The following is a 17,054-nucleotide window of genomic DNA, read 5'->3' as shown; positions in this document are numbered from 1 at the left end:
AACCAAGGACCTGCTCATGACACACACCACCGCCTTCCTGCCCCGCCGCCTCACCACCCTCGCCGCGCTCGCGCTGGGCCTGGCCGCGCTCACCCCGCCGCTGCACGCGCAGGCGCCGCTGCGCGCGGTCGCCAGCTTCAGCATCCTGGGCGACATCGTGAAAGAGGTCGGCGGCGACCGCGTGGCGGTCGACGTGCTGGTCGGGCCCGGTGCCGACGCCCACGTGTTCCAGCCCACGCCGGCCCATGCGCGCCTGGTCGGCCAGGCGCAGGTGGTGTTCGCCAACGGCCTGGGCTTCGAGGGCTGGCTGGGCCGCCTGCTCAAGACCTCGGCCTACAAGGGTCGGCCCGTGACCGTCAGCCAGGGCATCCCGCCGCTCAAGAGCGAGCCGGACCACGACCACGGCGAGCACAAGAAGGGCCATGACCACGGCCATGGCGAGACCGACCCGCACGCCTGGCAGAGCGTGGCCAACGTGAAGGTGTACGCGCGCAACATCGCCAAGGCCCTGTGCCAGGCCGACGCCGCCAGCTGCGACCTCTACAACCGCAATGCCCGCGCCTACGAGGTCAGGCTCAACGAGCTCGAGGCCGAGATCCGTGCCGCCTGGGCGCCGATTCCGGTGGCGCAACGCAAGGTGATCACCTCGCACGACGCCTTTGGCTACTACGCGCGCGACCACCAGGTGCGCTTTCTCGCGCCGCAGGGCGTGAGCACCGAGAGCGAGGCCTCGGCCAAGGGCGTGGCGCAGCTGGTGCGCCAGATCCGCCAGGACCAGATCAAGGCCCTGTTCGTCGAGAGCATCTCGGACCCGCGCCTGATCGAGCAGATCGCGCGCGAGACCGGCGTCAAGCCCTCGGGCGCGCTCTATTCCGATTCGCTCTCCGCGCCCGGCGGCGCGGCGCCGAGCTACATCGAGCTGATGCGCTTCAACACCCGCGCACTCACCACCGCCGTGCGCGGGCAGTGAGGACCATCCCTTTCACGATCAAGCCGAGCACCGCATGTTTCCTACCGCTTTCCGCCTTCTCCCGTGCGCGATGGCCAGCGTCTCGATGGCCGCCTGGGCCCAGACCGAGCCCACGCTGGAGACCGTCACCATCAGCGACACGCGCGAACGCGCCTACCGCGCCATCGTCGCGCCCACGGCCAACAAGAGCGACACCACGGTGAAGGAGACGCCCTTCTCCATCCAGACCGTCACGCGCGAGCTGATGGAAGACCGTGGCGTCACCAGCTTCGGCGAAGCCGTGCGCACCGTGCCGGGCCTGACGCCGCAGGTGGGCTGGGGCGGCAGCAACGACCGCTTCCGCCTGCGCGGCTTCGCCACTTCCGCCAACCTCAAGAACGGCTTTCGCCGCAGCGTGTTCGCCCCGGTGGACGAGCTGGTCAACATCGAACAGATCGAGGTGCTCAAAGGGCCGGCCTCGGCGCTCTACGGCCGCTTCGAACCCGGTGGCGTGGTCAACCTGGTGACCAAGCAGCCGCAGGACACCGCGCGCACACGCTACGAGCTGACCGCCGGCAGCGACCGCTTCTACCGCGCCACCGTCGACAGCACCGGCCCGATCAGCGAGACCCTGAGCTACCGGCTCACCGGCTCGTGGCAGGACAACCAGAGTTTTCGCGACTTCGTCGGCGCCGAAACGCAGTTCGTCTCGCCGGTGTTCCGCTGGCGGCCCGCGCCGCACACCACGCTGACCGCCGAACTCGAACTCGGCCGCAAGCGCGGCGCCTTCGACCGCGGCTTCGGCAACAGCCCGCTCTTCCTCGGCGTGCCCATCCACACCAACTACGCCGAAGCCGACACGCGGCTGAAAAATGACAGCGCGCTGGCCTCGCTGGTGCTCGATCACCGCCTGGACAGCGGCTGGCAGCTGCACGCGGGCCTGCAGGCCTCGTCGGCCAAGACCGACGCGCTCTGGTACCCCTTCGGCTTCAGCCCCATCACCGGCGCCGGCACCCCCAACCCGCAGGTCAACCGCCGCCAGCAGCGCAGCATCGACAACCAGACCGACCTCTCGGTCCTGGCCGAGGTCTCGCGCCGCTTCGAGACCGGTGGCGTGCACCACCGCGTGCTGTTGGGCGCCGACGCCAATCGAGACACCTGGGACTTCCGCGCCGACGCCAACGTCGGCCCCTTCGGTTTCCCGACCAACTTGCCGATCGACTTGTACAAGCCAGTGCACGGCACCACCGTGGTCGGCCCGCTCGTGCCCTACGACGCGTCGAACTACCGCAGCCGCAACGTGGGGCTGTACGCGCAGGACGAGCTGCAGCTCGGCGCCCAGTGGCGCGTGCTGTTCGGCCTGCGTTACGACCGCTCGCGCACCTTCGCGCGCGCCGACTACCTGCCGGTCTCGGACACGCTGGCGCGCAGCGACGACGCGCTCTCGCCGCGCCTGGGCGTGACCTGGACGCCGAGCGACGCGGTGTCGCTGTACGCGAGTGGGTCGAAGTCGTTCCTCACCGAGCCCTTCAGCGGCATGCTGCGCAACGGCAGCCTGCCCGCACCGTCGCGCGGCACGCAGCTGGAAGTCGGCGCCAAATTCAGCCTGCTCGACGGCCGCCTGGAGCCCACGCTGGCGGTGTTCGACATCCGCCGCCGCAACGGCCTGGTGTCGGACCCCACCGACTTCGACCACGTGCTGCAGGTCGGCGAGCAGCGCAGCCAGGGCTGGGAGCTGGACGTGCCGTTCAGCATCACGCCGCGCTGGCGCCTGCTGGCGAGCGTCACCGAGCTGAAGGCGCAGATCAGCCGCGACAGCGACGCCAGCCTGGTGGGCACCCTGCTGGCCAATGCACAGCGCCGCAGCGCCAGCCTGTGGACCACCTTCGATTTCAGCGGCCGCGCCGCGGGGCTGAGCGCGGGCCTGGGCGCGATCTACGTGGGCGAGCGCCAGGCCAACACCGCCAACAGCTTCGTGCTGCCCTCCTACGTGCGCTGGGACGCCAATGTGGCCTACCGCTTCGGCGCCGGCCAGCGCTACAAGCTGCAGCTCGCGCTGCAGAACCTGGGGAACAAGCGCTATTACGACTCGGGCGGCGCCTTCGTGCCGACCTACCCGGGCGCGCCGCGCACCATGCTCGCCAGCTTCGCCATGGCGCTCTGATGGGCCTGAGCACCCATGGCCTGACGGTCGGCCACGGCGGCCAGGCCCTGTTCGGCCCGCTGGACCTCGAGCTGCCCGCAGGCCGCTTCGTCTGCCTGATCGGCGCCAACGGTGCCGGCAAGTCGACCCTGATCCGCACCCTGTGCGGCATGCAGCCCGCCGTCGCCGGCGAGGTCCGGCTCGGTGGGGTGGCGCTGAACCGCATCACGGCGACCGAGCGCGCGCGCCGGCTCGCGGTGGTGCTCACCGAGCGCGTCGACGTCGCGCAGATGACCGGCCACGACCTGGCCTGCCTGGGCCGTTATCCGCACCTGGGCTGGGGCGGTCGGCTCGGCGCGGCCGACCACGCCGCGGTGCAGACCGCGCTGCAACAGGCCGGCGCGCTGGCGCTGGCACACCGGCTGGTCGCCGAGATGTCGGACGGTGAACGCCAGAAGGTGCTGATCGCCCGCGCGCTGGCGCAACAACCGCGCGTGCTGGTGCTGGACGAAGCGACCGCCTTTCTCGACCTGCCGCGCCGCATCGAGACCATGCACCTGCTGCTGGCGCTGGCGCGCGAACAAGGTCTGGCCGTGCTGCTGTCCACGCACGACCTCGAACTCGCGCTGCGCCACGCCGATGCGCTCTGGCTGATCGACGGCCAGCGCCGCCTGCACGCCGGCGCGCCCGAAGACCTCGCGCTGGACGGCACCCTGGCCGCCAGCTTCGCCGCCGACGGCCTGGCCTTCGACCTGGAGCGCGCCGAGCTGCGCGTGGGCCGCAGCGCGGCACGCGGCATCCGCCTCGAAGGCGAGGGCATGGCGGCGGCCTGGGCACGGCGGGCGCTGCAGCGTGCGGGCTGCGCGCACGACCCCGAGGCCACGCAGACCGTGCACGTGGTGGCACACGGCGTCTACACCCTGAGCCAGCGCGGCGAAACGCCGAGGCCCTTCACCAGCCTGGGCGCCCTGGTGGACGCGCTCGGCGGCCAAGCATGAGGCGCCTGCAGCTGATACCGCTGCTGCTGTTGTGCGGCTGCATGCAGATCGCACCGCCGCCGCGCGCGGCCTGGCCCTCGGTGGTGGTGGGCGTGGACGGCCTGAGCGACAACCTCGACGCCGCCTGCGTGGCCGAGCACCGCCCGGGCGTGGATCTCTTTCCGCACAAGACCACCTTCACCCACTCGGTGCAGTTGCAGGTGAGCTACGGCCTGCACTACAAACGCGTGCGCTTCACGCCCAGCGTGGGCACCGGCGAAACACTGGACTACCTGCTGGTGCAGTGCGGCACACCGGTGCCCACGCACGGACCGCACGAGCAGGTGATTCAAGTGCCGATACAAAGGCTGGTCACCGGCAACGCGGCCATGCTGGGCGCACTCGACGAGCTGGGCCTGGTGGACCGGCTGTACGGGGCCGAAAACACGCGCAGCGCCACCGTGCCGGCGGTGCGCGAGCGCATCGCGCAAGGCCTGGTGCACGACATGTGGGGCTACGGCCACGCCTCCATCGAATCGGTGATGGCGGTGCAGGCCGATGTGTACCTGAGCTTCTACTCCGCCTACCCGCAGGGCAACATGCACCCGCGCCTGTGGGAGCTGGGTGTGCGCGCGATCGCGCAGGCCGACCACCACGAGACCCACCCGCTGGGCCGCGCCGAATGGCTCAAGCTGCTGGCCCTGCTGACCAACCGCGAGGCCCTGGCCAACGCGCGGTTCGACCGCATCGAGGCGCAGTACCTGCAGTTGGCTGGCGTGGCGGCCACGGCGCCCGACCGCCCCCTGGTGATGGCCGGATTCGCCGCCGGCCGCGACACCGTCGAGACCTTCGACGGGCGCAACCAGCGCGCCCGGCTGATCCACGACGCCGGCGGGCGCTTTGCGCTCGCGGACGACGCGCGCAGCAGCAGCCTCGTGTACGAACGGTTCGAGAAGGTCTACGCGCGAGCGGCCGATGCGCCGGTCTGGCTCGGCACGCTGGGCGGCCAGGCCAGCGTGGCCACCCTGGTCGACGCCAACCCCTTGCACGGCTGGTTCCGCGCCGCGCGCGAAGGCCGCGTGTTCGCCTGGGACCAGGGCTACACCGGCGCCTGGGCCTATCCCTTCCAGGACCAGGGCATGACCCGGCCCCATGTGCAGCTGGCCGAAGCCATCCGGGCGCTGCACCCGAGCCTGCCCCTGCCGCCCCTCGTGACCGACACCCCTTTCCTGCGCCGACTGCCATGACCACCATCCCGCTCACCTCCGCCAGATTCGCGGCGATGACCCTGCTGATGCTGGCCTTGTTCGTGGCCGAACTCTCGCTCGGCTCGGTCGCCATCCCGCTGGCCGAGGTCTTCGACGTGTTGTCCGGCGGCGCCGGCCACCCCGTGTGGCGCGACATCGTGCTGGGCTTTCGCCTGCCGCGCGCGCTCAACGCGCTGTGCTCCGGCGCGGCGCTCGGGGTGGCCGGCCTGCTGCTGCAGACCCTGTTCCGCAACCCGCTGGCCGACCCCTTCGTGCTCGGCATCGTGCACGGCGCGCGGCTGGGCAGCGCCCTGCTGGTCACGGTCGCGGGCGTGGCCGGCAACGCGCTGTTGCTGCGCTTCGGCCTGACCGGCGACATCGGCCTGGCGCTGGCCTCGGTGGCCGGCTCGGTGGCGGTGCTCGCGCTGCTGGCCGGCCTGTCGCGCCGGGTCGGCACCGTCACGCTGCTCATCATCGGTCTGATGCTGGGTTACCTCGCCATCGGCCTCATCAGCGTGTCGATGCACTTCATCGACGAGACCCAGGCGCGCGCCTTCAAGGCCTGGGACGACGCGAGCTTTGCCGGCGCCACGCGCCAGCAGCTGCAGATCCTCGTGCCCGGCGTGCTGGTCGGCCTGCTCGCGGGCGGCCTGCTGGTGAAGCCGCTCAACGGCCTGCTGCTGGGCGAGCGTTATGCCGCGTCCATGGGCATGCGCGTGACCCTGGTCAAGCGCGGCGCGCTGCTCGCCACCGCGTGGCTGAGCGGGCTGGTGACGGCCTTCTGCGGCCCGGTGGCTTTTCTCGGCCTGGTGGCCGCGCAGGTGGCGCGCGCCCTGATGCGCAGCGCCGACCACCGCCTGCTGCTGCCGGCCGCCGGCCTGGTGGGCGCGGTGCTGGGCCTGGCGGCCGACCTGGTGCTGCACCTGCCCTGGAGCCGCCACGTGTTCCACCTCAACGCGGTGATCGGCCTGGTCGGCGCGCCCGTGGCCCTGTTACTCCTCTACCGCACACGGGCATTGCACTGAGCGCGCAGGCAGGTGGCGGGCCGCTGGCTACACTGCCGGTCTCCCCGCTTCACACCACGCCGTGCCCATCACCCACCTGCTCCTCGCCCTCTCGGTGGTGTTCGTCTGGGGCACGAACTTCGTGGTGATCCGCTGGGGCCTGGACGGTCTGCCGCCCTTCCTGTTCGCCACGCTGCGCTTCGCGCTCTCGGCCCTGCCCTGGCTGCTGTTCATCCCGCGACCGACCGCGCCCTGGCGCAAGATCGCCGCCTTCGGCGTGTTGTTGGGCGTGGGCCAGTTCGGCCTGCTGTTCCTGGCGATCCGCAGCAGCATCTCGCCGGGCCTGGCGTCGCTGGTGGTGCAGCTGCAGGTGTTCTTCACCATCGGCCTGTCGCTGTGGCTCATGGGCGAGCGCGTGCGCGGCTTCCAGGTCGCGGGCCTGCTGCTGGCGCTGGCCGGCCTGGGCGTGATCGCGGCCAACCTCGACGCCTCGGTCACCCTGCTGGGCATGGGCCTGGTGCTGAGCGCGGCCTTCTTCTGGTCGCTCGCCAACCTGGTGGTGAAGTCGCTCGGGCCGGTGAACATGCTGCACTTCATGGTCTGGAGCAGCGTGTTCGCGGTGCCGCCGCTGTTCGCGCTGTCGTGGTTCGTCGAAGGCCCGCAGGCCATCGCGAGCAGCCTGCAACACGCGGACGGGCTGGTGTGGGCCAGCGTGCTGTGGCAGGCGGTGGGCAATACGCTGTTCGGCTACGGCGTGTGGAACTGGCTGCTGGCGCGCCACCCGGCGGCCACGGTGACGCCGCTGGCGCTGCTGATCCCGGTGTTCGGCATGGGCGCCTCGGCCCTGTCCCTGGGCGAGTCGCTGCCCGGCTGGAAACTCGGCGCGGCCGCGCTGGTGCTGCTGGGCCTGGCGGTGATCGTCTGCTGGCCGCTGCTGCAGGCCCGGTGGGGCCGCGCGAAACCGGCCTGAGCCCATCGCCGGGTCTTTTTTGAATCCAGTGCGGGGTCGCGCTGCGTATCTCCTTCAGCCGCAGTTCCGGCTTCAACCCAAGGAGATTCCATGATCACGCAGACCCTCAGCAAGACCGTTCTGGCCCTGGCCATCGGCACCGCATCCCTCGGCGCCTTCGCGCAAGTCATGGTCGGCGGCGCGCCCATGCTGGCCAGCAAGGACATCATCGACAACGCGGTCAACTCCAAGGACCACACCACGCTGGTGGCCGCCGTGAAGGCCGCCGGCCTGGTGGACACGCTCAAATCGCCCGGCCCGTTCACCGTGTTCGCGCCCACCAATGCGGCCTTCGCCGCCCTGCCCGCCGGCACCGTGGACACCCTGCTCAAGCCCGAGAAAAAGGGCATGCTCACCGGCATCCTGACCTACCACGTGGTGCCCGGCAAATGGGACGCCGCGGCCATCGCCAAGATGATCGCCGACGGCAAGGGCATGGCCTCGATCAAGACCGTGGCCGGCGGCACGCTGGTGGCCAAGTCGGCCGGCGGCAAGGTCACGGTGACGGATGAAAAAGGCGGCGTGGTCACCGTGACCATCGCCGACGTTTACCAGTCCAACGGCGTGATCCACGTCGTGGACAAGGTGCTGATGCCGAAGTGATCGGCCCCGCAGGACCTACTTCGCCAGGCGGGCGAAGGTCTTGCGGAATTTCGCCACCTTGGGCGCGGCCACGGCCATGCAATAGCCCTGGTGCGGGTTGCGCTCGAAGAAGTCCTGGTGGTAGGCCTCGGCCGGCCAGTAGTTGAGCAGGGGCTTGAGCTCGGTGACGATGGGCTTGCCGAAGGCGTTGTCTTTGGTGAGCTCGTCGATCAGCGCCTGAGCCACCCGCTGCTGCTCGGCCGTGGTGAAGTAGATGCCGCTGCGGTACTGCGTGCCCACGTCGTTGCCCTGGCGGTTGAGCGTGGTCGGGTCGTGGATCACGAAGAAGATCTCCAGGATCTCGCGCGTGGTCACCTGCGTCGGGTCGTATTCGAGCCGCACCACCTCGTTGTGGCCGGTGGTACCGGTGCACACCATCTCGTAGCTCGGCCGCTCGACCTGGCCGTTGCTGTAGCCCGACTCGACATCGGTCACCCCGGTCACTTCCTTGTAGACGGATTCGGTGCACCAGAAGCAGCCACCGCCCAGCACCAGCACCTGTTTGTCGCTCATCGCATGTCTCCAAAAATGTTGCATGCACCGAATGAGACGGCGCACTTCAAGACACCGCCGGGCCGGCTTTGCCGGACGGCAGGTGTGCCCCTTGAGGGGTCGCGCGAAGCGCGGCGGGGTGGGCCTACTCTACTGGCTGGGCAAAGGCCCGCACCGCGTCGAGGAATGCCGCCAGCGCCGCCTGATCGCGGTCGGTCTTCCAGAGACAGTGCGTTTCATACGGCGGGGTCTGCACATCCAGCGGCACGAACACCGCGCCGGGCAGGCCGGCCTGCTGCAGCGCGGCCGGCACCAGCGCCACGCCCAGGCCTTGTGAAACCAGCGACACCACGCTGAGCCAGTGGCGCAGCTCGTAACGGATCTCGGGCGAGAAGCCCGCGTCCGCGCACAGGCCCAGGATGCGCTCGTGGTAATCGGGCGAGACCGCGCGCGACACCACCGCGAACGGCTCGCCCTGCAGCTGCACCAGCGGCAGGCGGCGCCGGCGCGCCAGCGCGTGCCCCACCGGCAGGCAGGCCACGAAGGGCTGGCTCGACACCAGGATCTGCGAGAAGCTCGCCGGCACGCGCGTGGTGTGCACGAAGCCCAGGTCCAGCCGCTCGTGCATGAGGTCGATCAGCTGGTCGCTCGAACTCATTTCGCGCAGCACCAGCCGCAGGCGTGGATGGCGCGCCGCGAACCCCTGCAGGATCTGCGGCAGCCCCCGGTACAGCACCGTGCCGGCGAACCCGATCTGCAGGCTGCCCACCAGGCCCTGGGCCACCTCGCGCGCCTCGCGCGCGGCCTGGCCTGCCTGGTCGAGCAAGGCCCGCGCGGCCGGCACGAAGGCCTGGCCCGCGGCCGTGAGCTGCACGCCGCGGCTGTTGCGCGTGAACAGCTGCGCCCCGACCGAGGCCTCCAGCTGCTGGATGTTGAGCGAGAGCGGCGGCTGCGTGATGGCCAGGCGCTGGGCCGCGCGGCCGAAGTGCAGCTCTTCGGCCAGCACGAGGAAATAGCGCAGGTGGCGGAATTCCATGAATCTGAAATTTATATGGATGAATACACCAACGATATTAGACAGATATTCATCAGCCGTCGACAATCTCCGCATCGCCACCCGAACACCGGAGACAAGCATGAGCACCCCCAAAGCCCGCTTCAGCTGGGAAGACCCGTTCCAGCTCGACCAGCAACTGAGCGACGACGAGCGCCAGGTGCGCGACGCCGCCCACAGCTACTGCCAGGAAAAGCTGCTGCCGCGCGTGACCGAGGCCTTCCGCCACGAGAAGACCGACGCCGCCATCTTCCGCGAGATGGGCGCCCTCGGCCTGCTGGGTCCGACCATCCCCGAGGCCTACGGCGGCAGCGGCCTGAACTACGTCTGCTACGGCCTGGTGGCGCGCGAAGTGGAGCGCGTGGACTCGGGCTACCGCTCCATGATGAGCGTGCAGAGCTCGCTGGTGATGGTGCCGATCAACGAATTCGGCTCCGAGGCGCAGAAGCAGAAGTACCTGCCCAAGCTGGCCACCGGCGAGTGGATCGGCTGCTTCGGCCTGACCGAACCCAACCACGGCTCCGACCCCGGCAGCATGGTCACGCGCGCCAAGAAGGTGGCCGGCGGCTACAGCCTCTCCGGCGCCAAGATGTGGATCACCAACTCGCCGATCGCCGACGTGTTCGTGGTCTGGGCCAAGGACGACGAAGGCGCGATCCGCGGCTTCATCCTGGACAAGGGCATGAAGGGCCTGAGCGCCCCGGCCATCCACAGCAAGGTGGGCCTGCGCGCCTCCATCACCGGCGAGATCGTGCTGGACGAGGTGTTCTGCCCCGAAGAGAACGCCTTCCCCGAGGTGCGGGGCTTGAAGGGCCCGTTCACCTGCCTCAACAGCGCGCGCTACGGCATCGCCTGGGGCGCGCTGGGCGCGGCCGAGGACTGCTACTTCCGCGCCCGCCAGTACGTGCTGGACCGCCAGCAGTTCGGTCGCCCGCTCGCGGCCAACCAGCTGATCCAGAAAAAACTGGCCGACATGCTGACCGAGATCGGCCTGGGCCTGCAGGGCTGCCTGCGCCTGGGCCGCATGAAGGACGAGGGCACCGCCGCCGTCGAGATCACCTCCATCCTCAAGCGCAACAGCTGCGGCAAGGCGCTGGACATCGCCCGCCTGGCGCGCGACATGATGGGCGGCAACGGCATCAGCGACGAGTTCGGCGTGGCGCGCCACCTGGTGAACCTGGAGGTGGTCAACACCTACGAGGGCACGCACGACATCCACGCCCTCATCCTGGGCCGCGCGATTACCGGCATCCAGGCGTTTTCCTGAGCACGGCCTCCGGGGGGCCAAGGGCCCTCCGGTGCCGTCGGATATGGGGGGTGGGGTATATTACTAACCCACCGGTCATTAAAACCCCATGTCTGCCCCCACGCCCCTGACCTCCCCCGAATCCGACGCCGAACCGCGCCAGCGCCGCGCCCGGCGCAAGGAGGCGCGCCCGGGCGAATTGCTGGACGCGGCGCTGCGCCTGTTCGTTGAAAAAGGCTTCGCCGCCACGCGGGTGGAGGAAGTCGCCGCGCTGGCCGGCGTGTCCAAGGGCACCCTGTTCCTGTACTTCCCGAGCAAGGAAGAGCTGTTCAAGGCCGTGGTGCGCGAGAACCTGGCCGGGCGCTTTCCTGAGTGGAACGAGGAACTCGACCACTTCGAGGGCGACAGCGCCGAGCTGGTGCGCTACTGCCTGCACACCTGGTGGGAGCGCGTGGGCATGACGCCCGCCTCCGGCATCACCAAGCTGGTGATGAGCGAGGCCGGCATGTTCCCCGAGATCGCGGCCTTCTACCAGAAGGAAGTGATCGAACCCGGCCACGAACTGATCCGGCGCATCCTGCAGCGCGGCATCGACCGCGGCGAGTTCCGCCCGCTCTCCATGGACTACGCCATCTACAGCCTGATCGCGCCGATGATCTTCGTGCTGATGTGGAAACATTCCATGGCGCCCTGCTGCGCCTCGAACGAGACGCTGGACCCGATCGGCTTCATCGACAACCAGGTGGACCTGCTGCTGCACGGCATGCTCGCGCCCAGCCCCACACCCTGACCTTCACGCCACCATGAACGCTCCCCGCTCGCGCTCCACCTGGATCAAATGGCTGCTGCTGGCCGTGCTGGTGCTGGGTGTCGGCCTGGGCCTGGTGCGCGCGCTGGACAAGCGCAAGACCCAGGGCGAAACCGCCCGCGCGGCCGCCGAGGCGCTCAAGACCGCGCCGGTGTACACGCTCTCCGCGCGCGATGTGGTGGCCGTGCAGGCGCTGGAGCTGACGCAGACGGTGGGCCTCTCGGGCTCGGTGCAGGCCTTGCAGACCGCCGCCATCAAGGCGCGCACCGCCGGCGAGATCCAGGGCCTGAGCAAGCGCGAAGGCGACGCGGTGAAGGCCGGTGAGGTGGTGGCGCGCATCGACAGCACCGAGGCCGACGCGCGCGTGCGCCAGGCCACGCGGCAGGCCGAGTCGGCCCAGTCGCAGGTGGCGATCGCGCGGCGCACGCTGGACAACAACCAGGCCCTGGTGCGCCAGGGCTTCATCTCGGCCACCGCGCTGGAGACGGCCAGCGCCAACCTCGCCGGCGCCGAAGCCACGCACCAGGCCGCATTGGCCGCGCTGGACATCGCGAAGAAGGCCCTGGCCGACACCACGCTGCGCTCGCCCCTGACCGGCCAGATCTCGGCCCGCCTGGTGCAGAACGGCGAACGCGTGGGCGTGGACACGCGCGTGTTCGACGTGGTGGACCTCTCGGCCTTCGAAATGGAGGCCGCCATCACCCCGGCCGACGCGGTGTCGGTGAAGGTGGGCCAGACGGCGAACCTGCGGGTCGAAGGGCTGGCCGAACCGGTGCGGGCCACGGTCTCGCGCATCAACCCCAGCGTGCAGGCGGGCAGCCGCAGCGTGCTGGTGTACCTGCGCGTGCCGGCCGCCGAAGGCATGCGCCAGGGCCTGTTCGCGCAGGGCCAGATCGTCACCGGCGCGGTCAACGCGCTGGCGGTGCCGCTGTCCTCGGTGCGCAACGACAAGCCCCAGCCCTATGTGCAGGTGGTGCGCGAGAGCAAGATCGCCCACGTGGTGCTGGATGGCGGCGCCACCGGCCTGCGCGGCAGCGAGCCCATGCGCGAGGTCAAGGGCCTGCAGGCCGGCGAGCCGGTGCTCAGCGCCCAGGCCGGCGCCATCCGCGAAGGCACGGCCGTTCGCCTGGCCACCCACTGAGCGCGCCGCACCATGTGGTTCACCCAGGTCTCGCTGCGCAACCCGGTCTTCGCCACCATGGTGATGATCGCCTTCGTGGTGCTGGGCCTGTTCTCGTTCCAGCGCCTGCAGGTGGACCAGTTCCCCAACATCGATTTCCCGGTGGTCGTGGTGCAGGTGGCCTACCCGGGCGCCTCGCCCGAGATCGTCGAGTCCGAGGTCACCAAGAAGGTCGAGGAGGCGGTCAACGCGATCGCCGGCGTCAACACCCTGACCTCGCGCAGCTACGAAGGCCAGTCCCTCGTCATCATCGAGTTCCAGCTGACGGTGGACGGGCGCAAGGCGGCCGAGGACGTGCGCGAGAAGATCGCCATCCTGCGCCCGGTGTTCCGCGACGAGGTGGAAGAGCCGCGCGTGCTGCGCTTCGACCCGGCCAGCCGCTCGATCTGGTCGGTGGCCGTGATCCCGCAGGCCGTGGACGGCAAGACACCGAGCGCGGTCGAGCTCACCACCTGGGCCGAGCAGGTCTTCAAGAAGCGGCTGGAGAACGTGCGCGGCGTGGGCTCGGTCACGCTGGTGGGCGCCACGCGGCGCGCCGTCAACATCGACCTCGACCCCTCGGCCATGGAAGCGCTGGGCGTGACCACCGAGCAGGTCAACGCCGCCGTGCGCAACGAGAACCAGGACCTGCCGGTGGGCACGCTCAAGACCGGCGAGGCCGAGCGCGTGGTGCAGGTGCTCTCGCGGCTGCAGAACCCGCAGGACTTCGAGCACATCATCGTCGCGCGCCGCGGCGGCCAGGCCGTGCGCCTGGGCCAGGTGGCGCGCGTGAGCGACGGCACGCAGGAGGTGGAGAGCCTGGCGCTCTACAACGGCCAGCGCACCCTGCTGCTGCAGGTGCAGAAGGCGCAGGACGAGAACACCATCGCGGTGACCGACGGCCTGAAAGCCGCCGTGGCCTCGCTCGGCGCCGAGCTGCCGCCCGGCGTGCGGCTGGAGCAGATCGCCGACGGCTCGCGACCGATCCGCGTCTCGGTCGAGAACGTGCGCCGCACGCTGATCGAAGGCGCGGTGCTCACCGTGCTGATCGTGTTCCTGTTCCTGAACTCCTGGCGCTCGACCGTCATCACCGGCCTCACGCTGCCGATCGCGCTGATCGGCACCTTCTTCTTCATGAACCTGTTCGGGTTCACCATCAACATGATCACGCTGATGGCGCTCACGCTCTCGGTGGGTCTGCTGATCGACGACGCCATCGTGGTGCGCGAGAACATCGTGCGCCATGTGCAGATGGGCAAGCGCCCGTTCGACGCGGCCATGGACGGCACGCAGGAGATCGGCCTGGCCGTGCTGGCCACCACGCTGTCCATCGTGGCCGTGTTCCTGCCGATCGGCTTCATGGGCGGCATCATCGGCAAGTTCTTCCACGAGTTCGGCATCACCATGGTGGCGGCCGTGCTGATCTCCATGTTCGTGAGCTTCACGCTCGACCCGATGTTGTCCTCGGTCTGGCACGACCCCGAGATCGAGAAACACGGCCACGCCGCCAGCGGCCCGAAGACCTTCTACGACCGCACCATCGGCCGCGTGACCGGCTGGTTCGACCGCTTCCAGGACGACCTGAGCCACACCTACCAGGGCACGCTGCGCTGGTCGCTCAAGCACAAGCTCGCCACGCTGGGCCTGGCCCTGGCCACCTTCGTCGGCAGCCTGTTCATCGTGCCGCTGCTGGGCACCGAGTTCGTGCCCACGGCCGACTTCTCCGAGACCTCGCTGAGCTTTCACACGCCGGTGGGCTCCTCGCTGGAGGCCACCGAGGCCAAGACGCGCGAGGTCGAGGGCATCCTGCGCGAGTTCCCCGAGGTGAAGTACACGCTGTCCACGCTGAACACCGGCAACGCGCAGGGCACCATGTACGCCAGCATCTACGTGCGCCTGACCGACCGCCACGAGCGCACGCTGAGCGCGCTCGAGATGTCGGCGCGCCTGCGCGAGCGGCTGCGCGGCGTGCCCGGCATCACCGTGACGCACGTCGGCCTGCTCGACGCCGTGGGCGGCAACAAGCAGGTGGAGTTCTCGCTGCAGGGCGACGACCTGGCCGAGCTCGAACGCCTGACGCAGACCGTGATGGAGCGCATCCGCCCCATCGTCGGCCTGGTCGATCTGGACGCCAGCGTGAAGCCCAACAAGCCCACGGTGGACGTGAAGATGAAGCGCGACCTGGCCTCCGACGTGGGCGTGAGCGTGGCCACGGTGGGCGCCAGCCTGCGCACCCTGGTGGCCGGCACCACGGTGGGCAACTGGCGCGCCGCCGACGGCCAGAGCTACGACGTGAACGTGCGCCTGGCGCCCAGCGGGCGCGAGCGCGCGAGCGACCTGGAGCAACTGCCTTTCATGGTCGGCACCGACAGCGACGGCACGGCGCGCGTGGTGCGCCTGGGCCAGGTGGCCGACGTGGTGGACGCCACCGGCCCGAACCAGATCAACCGCCGCAACCTCAACCGCGAGGTCTCGATCAACGCCAACGTCTACGGGCGCTCGCCGGGCGAGGTCTCCACCGAGATCCGCCAGGTGCTCGACACCATCGCCTTCCCGCCCGGCTACCGATACGAGTTCGGCGGCTCCACCAAGAACATGCAGGAGTCCTTCGGCTACGCGCTCTCGGCGCTGGCCCTGGCCATCATCTTCATCTACATGATCCTGGCCAGCCAGTTCCAGAGCTTCCTGCAGCCGCTGGCGCTCATGACCTCGCTGCCGCTCACACTGATCGGCGTGGTGCTGACCCTGCTCATGTTCGGCTCCAGCATGAGCATGTTCTCGGTCATCGGCATCGTGCTGCTGATGGGCCTGGTCACCAAGAACGCGATCCTGCTGGTCGATTTCGCGATCCGCGCGCGCGAAGGCCGCGCGGGTGAGCCGCCGATGGACCGCGAGTCCGCGCTGCTGCTGGCCGCGCGCGTGCGGCTGCGCCCCATCCTGATGACCACGCTGGCCATGGTGTTCGGCATGGTGCCGCTGGCGTTCGCGCTCACCGAAGGCTCTGAACAGCGCGCGCCCATGGGCCAGGCCGTCATCGGCGGCGTCATCACCTCCTCCCTGCTCACCCTGGTGGTCGTGCCGGTGGTCTATTGCTACATGGACGACCTCGGCAACTGGTTCCGCCGCCGGCTCGGCCTGGCGATACCCCACCCCGTCCCCGAAGGTCCCACTCCTTAAAATCTCGCGGTTCCCGCCGCCCCCTCTAGAAACACCGTTCCTGCGAGTCGATGCCATGACCACTTCCACCGCCCCCTCCCTCAGCCTGAGCCAGGCCCGTTTCAACATGATCGAGCAGCAGATCCGCCCCTGGGAGGTGCTCGACGCCCGGGTGCTCGCCCTGCTGGACCGCGTGCACCGCGAGCAGTTCGTGCCCGCCGCGCACCGGTCGCTGGCCTTCGCCGACATGGAACTGCCGCTGAACCACCCCGCGGTGGACGGCCAGGCGATGCTCGCGCCCAAGGTCGAGGCGCGCCTGCTGCAGGACCTCGCGCTCAAGCCCACCGACAAGGTGCTCGAAGTCGGCACCGGCAGCGGCCACATGGCGGCCCTGCTGGCCAGCTTGGCGCAGCGCGTGGTGAGCATCGAGATCGACGAGGCGCTGGCCCGCCTGGCGCGTGAGAACCTGCAGAAGGCCGGCATCACCAACGCCGAGGTGCGCTGCGCCGATGCCGCCGCCAAGGGCTTCGCGGCCTGCTCGGATGGCGCGCCGTTCGACGCCATCGTGCTCAGCGGCTCGGTCGCCGAGATCCCCTCGGCCCTGCTGGACCTGCTGGCCCCGGGCGGGCGCCTGGCCGCGATCGTCGGCTTCGAGCCCATGATGCGCGCGACCATCGTCACCCGCACCGGCGAGGCCGCCTTCCAGACCGCCCAGCCCTGGGACACCGTGGCCCCGCGCCTGCGCCACTTCCCGGAACCCTCGCGTTTCCGCTTCTGAGCCCGGAAACCTTCCCCCGCCCACGGACGCCGCCATGAACTCGATCACCCCCGCCCAACTGCCCGACTGGCTGAAGCAGGCCGCCGACCCCGCCGCACCGCAGGCTGCCCTGCCCGTCGTGCTGGACGTGCGCGAACCGTGGGAGCTGCAGACCGCTTCCGTGAAGCCCGAGGGCTTCGAGCTGCGCGCCATGCCCATGCGCACGGTGCCGGCGCGCCTGCTCGAACTCGACCGACACCAGCCCATCGCCGTGCTGTGCCACCACGGCGGCCGCAGCGCGCAGGTGGTGCAGTTCCTCGAAGGCAATGGTTTCACCCACGTCGTGAACATCGACGGCGGCATCCACGCCTGGTCGCAGCAGCGCGACCCCAGCGTGCCCGTCTACTGAAA

At 69.9% G+C, this 17,054-nt stretch carries 15 protein-coding genes; 13 read left to right on the top strand and 2 right to left on the bottom strand.

Annotated features, from left to right (window positions below; all coding sequences use genetic code 11):
• Positions 1-16 precede the first annotated feature (16 nt).
• From AC1Q9M_RS08595 to AC1Q9M_RS08565, 7 genes are all read left to right on the top strand, one after another.
• Positions 17-970 (top strand): metal ABC transporter substrate-binding protein, encoded by a 954-nt coding sequence (locus AC1Q9M_RS08595; RefSeq protein WP_492433315.1) that lies wholly within the window; start codon positions 17-19, stop codon positions 968-970.
• A 34-nt stretch (positions 971-1,004) separates the two neighbouring features.
• Entirely contained in the window at positions 1,005-3,113 is a 2,109-nt protein-coding gene (locus tag AC1Q9M_RS08590; RefSeq protein ID WP_492433313.1) for a TonB-dependent siderophore receptor, read from the top strand.
• Complete coding sequence (locus AC1Q9M_RS08585; protein ID WP_492433311.1) at positions 3,113-4,090, top strand: ABC transporter ATP-binding protein; 978 nt, start codon at positions 3,113-3,115, stop codon at positions 4,088-4,090. Before AC1Q9M_RS08590 ends, AC1Q9M_RS08585 begins: the two co-directional genes overlap by 1 nt.
• Positions 4,087-5,316: an ABC transporter substrate-binding protein gene (locus tag AC1Q9M_RS08580; protein WP_492433309.1), complete on the top strand. Its 1,230-nt coding sequence runs from the start codon at positions 4,087-4,089 to the stop codon at positions 5,314-5,316. The genes AC1Q9M_RS08585 and AC1Q9M_RS08580 overlap by 4 nt, the downstream gene beginning before the upstream one ends.
• Positions 5,313-6,341, top strand: coding sequence for a FecCD family ABC transporter permease (locus AC1Q9M_RS08575; protein WP_492433307.1), 1,029 nt, complete (start codon positions 5,313-5,315; stop codon positions 6,339-6,341). Before AC1Q9M_RS08580 ends, AC1Q9M_RS08575 begins: the two co-directional genes overlap by 4 nt.
• Before the next feature lie 61 nt (positions 6,342-6,402).
• Positions 6,403-7,290, top strand: a complete 888-nt coding sequence (locus AC1Q9M_RS08570) for an EamA family transporter (protein ID WP_492433305.1) — start codon at positions 6,403-6,405, stop codon at positions 7,288-7,290.
• 90 nt (positions 7,291-7,380) lie between these two features.
• The gene (locus AC1Q9M_RS08565) at positions 7,381-7,932 is read left to right on the top strand and encodes a fasciclin domain-containing protein (protein WP_492433303.1); all 552 of its coding nucleotides are present in this window, start codon (positions 7,381-7,383) and stop codon (positions 7,930-7,932) included.
• A gap of 15 nt (positions 7,933-7,947) precedes the next feature.
• Here AC1Q9M_RS08565 and msrA read toward each other — a convergent pair whose 3' ends face one another.
• Positions 7,948-8,484, bottom strand: coding sequence for a peptide-methionine (S)-S-oxide reductase MsrA (gene msrA / locus AC1Q9M_RS08560; RefSeq protein WP_382323661.1), 537 nt, complete (start codon positions 8,482-8,484; stop codon positions 7,948-7,950).
• 124 nt (positions 8,485-8,608) lie between these two features.
• The gene (locus tag AC1Q9M_RS08555) at positions 8,609-9,499 is read right to left on the bottom strand and encodes a LysR family transcriptional regulator (RefSeq protein ID WP_492433301.1); all 891 of its coding nucleotides are present in this window, start codon (positions 9,497-9,499) and stop codon (positions 8,609-8,611) included.
• A 100-nt stretch (positions 9,500-9,599) separates the two neighbouring features.
• Here AC1Q9M_RS08555 and AC1Q9M_RS08550 point away from each other — a divergent pair, with 100 nt between their 5' ends.
• From AC1Q9M_RS08550 to AC1Q9M_RS08525, 6 genes are all read left to right on the top strand, one after another.
• Positions 9,600-10,784, top strand: a complete 1,185-nt coding sequence (locus AC1Q9M_RS08550) for an acyl-CoA dehydrogenase (RefSeq protein WP_492433300.1) — start codon at positions 9,600-9,602, stop codon at positions 10,782-10,784.
• Between the two features lie 88 nt (positions 10,785-10,872).
• The gene (locus AC1Q9M_RS08545) at positions 10,873-11,553 is read left to right on the top strand and encodes a TetR/AcrR family transcriptional regulator (RefSeq protein ID WP_382159877.1); all 681 of its coding nucleotides are present in this window, start codon (positions 10,873-10,875) and stop codon (positions 11,551-11,553) included.
• 13 nt (positions 11,554-11,566) lie between these two features.
• Entirely contained in the window at positions 11,567-12,712 is a 1,146-nt protein-coding gene (locus AC1Q9M_RS08540) for an efflux RND transporter periplasmic adaptor subunit (protein ID WP_382159880.1), read from the top strand.
• 12 nt (positions 12,713-12,724) lie between these two features.
• Positions 12,725-15,907 (top strand): efflux RND transporter permease subunit, encoded by a 3,183-nt coding sequence (locus AC1Q9M_RS08535; protein ID WP_382327167.1) that lies wholly within the window; start codon positions 12,725-12,727, stop codon positions 15,905-15,907.
• Between the two features lie 55 nt (positions 15,908-15,962).
• Positions 15,963-16,664, top strand: a complete 702-nt coding sequence (locus AC1Q9M_RS08530; protein WP_382323658.1) for a protein-L-isoaspartate O-methyltransferase family protein — start codon at positions 15,963-15,965, stop codon at positions 16,662-16,664.
• Positions 16,665-16,698: 34 nt separating this feature from the next.
• Entirely contained in the window at positions 16,699-17,052 is a 354-nt protein-coding gene (locus tag AC1Q9M_RS08525) for a rhodanese-like domain-containing protein (protein ID WP_382159889.1), read from the top strand.
• Positions 17,053-17,054 lie beyond the last annotated feature (2 nt).

Source organism: Hydrogenophaga sp. GW823-FHT04C09 (assembly GCF_058796355.1).
This window is presented reverse-complemented; position numbering and strand designations above follow the sequence as displayed.